The organism is Bacillota bacterium (assembly GCA_023511835.1).
Taxonomy (GTDB): Bacteria; Bacillota; Sulfobacillia; order JAIMAT01; family JAIMAT01; genus JAIMAT01.
Genome location: JAIMAT010000136.1, coordinates 1 through 3,417 on the forward strand (window position 1 = coordinate 1; position 3,417 = coordinate 3,417).

4 protein-coding genes are annotated in these 3,417 nt (G+C 75.4%); all 4 read left to right on the forward strand.

The window, feature by feature from the left end; all coding sequences use genetic code 11:
• On the forward strand, nucleotides 1-1,157 hold a 1,157-nt coding region (locus K6U79_11370; GenBank protein MCL6522952.1), incomplete at its 5' end, for a hypothetical protein.
• Between the two features lie 34 nt (nucleotides 1,158-1,191).
• A complete protein-coding gene (locus K6U79_11375; protein MCL6522953.1) occupies nucleotides 1,192-2,016 on the forward strand; it encodes a hypothetical protein in 825 nt (274 codons plus the stop codon).
• A 5-nt stretch (nucleotides 2,017-2,021) separates the two neighbouring features.
• Nucleotides 2,022-2,963: a carboxypeptidase-like regulatory domain-containing protein gene (locus K6U79_11380; protein MCL6522954.1), complete on the forward strand. Its 942-nt coding sequence runs from the start codon at nucleotides 2,022-2,024 to the stop codon at nucleotides 2,961-2,963.
• Nucleotides 2,950-3,417: hypothetical protein (locus K6U79_11385; protein ID MCL6522955.1), on the forward strand; the 468-nt coding region annotated here is incomplete at its 3' end. The genes K6U79_11380 and K6U79_11385, both read left to right, overlap by 14 nt.

Below are 3,417 nucleotides of genomic sequence, written 5' to 3' on the forward strand. Positions count from 1 at the left end.
GGCGGAAGAGGAAGCGGCTCTGGGGACGCCCGGCGGGGGCGGCCGGCGGGGGGACCGCCGGCTGGGGGCGGGGCGCCTCCGGGCGCCTCCTCTGGTCCGGCGTCGCCTTCCTTCTCTTCGCCGGCCTGGCTTGGCTCGCGTACTCCACGCCGCAGACCCGTCCCTCCAACTACCCCGTCGAATACGCCCAGGGCGGGAGCTTCGACTACGCGGCCTCCGCGCCGCCGGGCCCGGTCTATCCGGACGGGAAGGTGCGCGCGGGCGATCCGGTCTTCCTCAGCCAGACCCATGTCGTCCGCTTCCGCTTCGACTACCGCTTCGAGAGCCCGCTCCCCCACGAGGTCCAAGGAAGCGGTTCCCTGACCGCGGTCCTCCAGGGCTCGAGCGGCTGGAGCCGGAGCTTCGTCCTCCAGGCGCCGGCGCGCTTCCAGGGCGACCGCGCCTCGCTGGAGGGGACGCTGGACCTGGGCCAGCTGGCCAGCCTCATCGGCCAGGTGGAGGCCGCCACCGGCCTGCGCAACGAGCAGTACAAGCTGGTGGTCCGGCCGGCGCTGCAAGTGGCGGGCACCCTGGCGGGAACTCCCCTCTCCGCGACCTACCGGCCCGAGCTCGACTTCAACTTCACGCCCCTGGCCCTGAGCCTGGTGACGGGGGCGGCCGGACAGTCCGGGTCGGACCCGCTCCAGCCGCGCGGGACATCCGCGATCAACCTGACGCGCGACGTCCCGGCGACGCTCGGCGTGGCGCGCCTCCAGGTCCCGGTGGCCGGCGTCCGCCTGGTCCTCCCCGCGTTCCTCCTGGCGGCGCTGGCGGCGCTGGTCTTCTCCTGGCTCCAGTTCCTGCGCGAGGGCCGCAGGCCCGAGCACGAGCGGATCCGCGCCCTCTACGGCGACCTGCTGGCCGAGGCGCGCGACCTCGGCCTCGGCGACCGCCCGCGGGTGGTCTGGGTGGCCGACATGGCGAGCCTCGTCCGCCTGGCGGCCCAGTACGAGCGGCTGGTCCTGCACCAGGAAGCTCCGGACGGAACCCATCTCTACGCGGTCGAGGACACCGACTGCGTCTACTGCTACAAGACGACGGGCTGGTTCGGCGGGGCCGACTCCTTCCAGGCGGGGGAGCTCTCCGACGCCGGCCCGGCAAGCGAGGTGCGAGCGTGAGGAGGAGAGGCAGTACGAGGAAGGCGGACGGCCCTTGAGCGCCTCCGGACGCTTCCGCATGGCCCTGGCGCTGACCCTGGCCTGCGCCGCCCTCGTGGCGACGGTGGCCAGCGCCGCCATGGCCAACAACCTAGTGCCGCCGACCAACCTCGGCCGCGTCCTCAACCCCGTGCCGAACCTGTGCGACCCGGGCGGCTCGGGAGGCGGCGGCCACGGCCACGACAGCGATTCGCAGAAGGACAAGGATCCGCACCACAAGGGCCACGACGGCGACGGCGACTCGGACGATCCGGGCAGCTGCTGCCCGGGCGACCAGGACGACGACTCGTGGTCCTTCCCGCTCTCGACGCAGGGGCCGGACGGGCATCACCACCACGGCCACGACAACGACTGCGACGAGGACGACCGGGGCGACTCCCAGGACGGCTCTCCCGTCAGTTCTCCGGACTCGGCGACCCTCCAGTCGACGGAGAGCGGCTCGAGCAGCTCGTCCGGCGACAGCGGGAACTCCTCCTCGGCCCAGACGAGCGGGGGCGGCTCGATCGGCGACACCGGCAGCTCCTCCTCGACGCAGACGAGCGGCGGTGGCTCGAGCGGCGACACCGGCAGCTCCTCCTCGACTCAGACGAGCGGTGGCGGCTCGACCGGCGACACCGCGGGCTCCGCCCCGGGACAGGCGAGTGGCAGCGGCTCCTCCACGGACGGCTCCGGAAGCACGGGCGCGCCCGCCGGGAGCGGGACCGGTTCCCAGGGCGGGGGCTCGCCGGCGGACGGCGGCTCCGGCGGAGCGGGTGGCGGCTCTGACGCGACAGTCTCCGGCTCGAGCACAGGCTCCGGCGCCGGCACACAAGGACCGTGATCGCCATGGTACGGATCGCGCAGGCATGGGATCGTGCGCGCGTCGCGGCGGAGCTGCTGCTGGTCATGCTCTTCCTGACGTGGACCGGCGGTTTCGCGGGAGCGCGCATGGCGGCGCCCGGCGACTTCACCATCAGCGGCATCCACTACACGCTCGCCGGGGACGGCCGGGGCATCGCCGCGGTCGACTTCGCGATCGACCCGGCGGACACGGGCCCGCTCTGGATCTGGTTCAGCGACGCGAACGGACCGGTCGGGGCGACGCCCTACTACTCGGAGTCGGGCGGCGACTGCCGGCGCACCGGCAACCAGGTCCATTGCACCGTCGACGTGCCGGTGCAGCCGCCGACGCAGCTGAACGTCCTGGTCGAGGCGCCGCAGCCCGCGGGCGGCGGGGGAGCCCCCGTGCCGCCGCCGGCGCCGGTGGTGGCGAGCCTTCCGCCCCCGACGGGCGGGCCGGCTCCCGCCAACGCGGAGATCTGGGGAATGGTCCGCTTCCTCGGGGGCGGTCCGGCGACGGGGGCGCAGGTCAGCCTCGACTCCGGCCCCGGAACGGGCCTGAGCGCCGCGGGCACCTTCCGCTTCACGGGCCTGGCCCAGGGCTCCCACACGGTCGGCGCGGCTCTGGCCGGCTACCAAGTGGTCCAGGTCCTCGTCGACGGCCGCGCCGTCTCGGGCAGCCAGGCGACGGTCGACCTCGCCCAGGGCAACCAGCGGGTCGAAGTCGACTTCGTCCTGGCCCGTTCCGGCCGGCAGGTGACGGCGCCCCAGCCCCCGCCCCAGGCGGGGCCGGGAGGCGGGCTGGCCTTCACCGGCGGCAACTTCGACGCCTTCGTCCTCGGCGGTCTCCTCCTCATGCTGGCCTCGGCGGCGCTCTCGGCGAGGCGCTTCCTGCGGCGCCGGGAGGAGGCGCGGGAGGTCGCCGCCTCCGGCGATGGCGGCTCCTGAGACCGCAGGCAACCTCGAGACCGGGCGGCGCGCCTCCCCGCGGCCGCGCCGCCCGGCCGCCGCCCGCGGGCGGCCGTGGGCTGAGGCGCTCCTCTTCGCCTGCGGCCTCCTCCTCGCCCTTACCCCGCTCTGGGCCCGCCTCTACGCCCAGTGGCAGCAGGAGCGCCTGCTGGCGGAGCTCCTCTCCGCGCAGGCGCAGGCGTTCCCTTCCTCCGCCGCGCCCGGCGCGGCGACGGGTCCGGCCGACGACCCGACCCTGGCCGCGGGCCTCCTCGCCGGAGGGCCGGCGGGAGCGAAGCCGGCGGGCGGCGTCTCGGCGGGCGCCGGGGCGCCCGTCCGGCCGCTCTTCCTCATCGAGATCCCGCGCATCGGCCTGGGCGCGGTGGTGGTGGCGGGCGTGGGCACGGCCGAGCTTCGCGCCGGGCCCGGGCTCTACCCCGGCAGCCCGGCGCCG

Coding starts and splice junctions, on each gene's coding strand:
- K6U79_11380 (MCL6522954.1), top strand. CDS start 2,022: ATGGTACGGATCGCGCAGGCATGGGATCGTGCGCGCGTCGCGGCGGAG.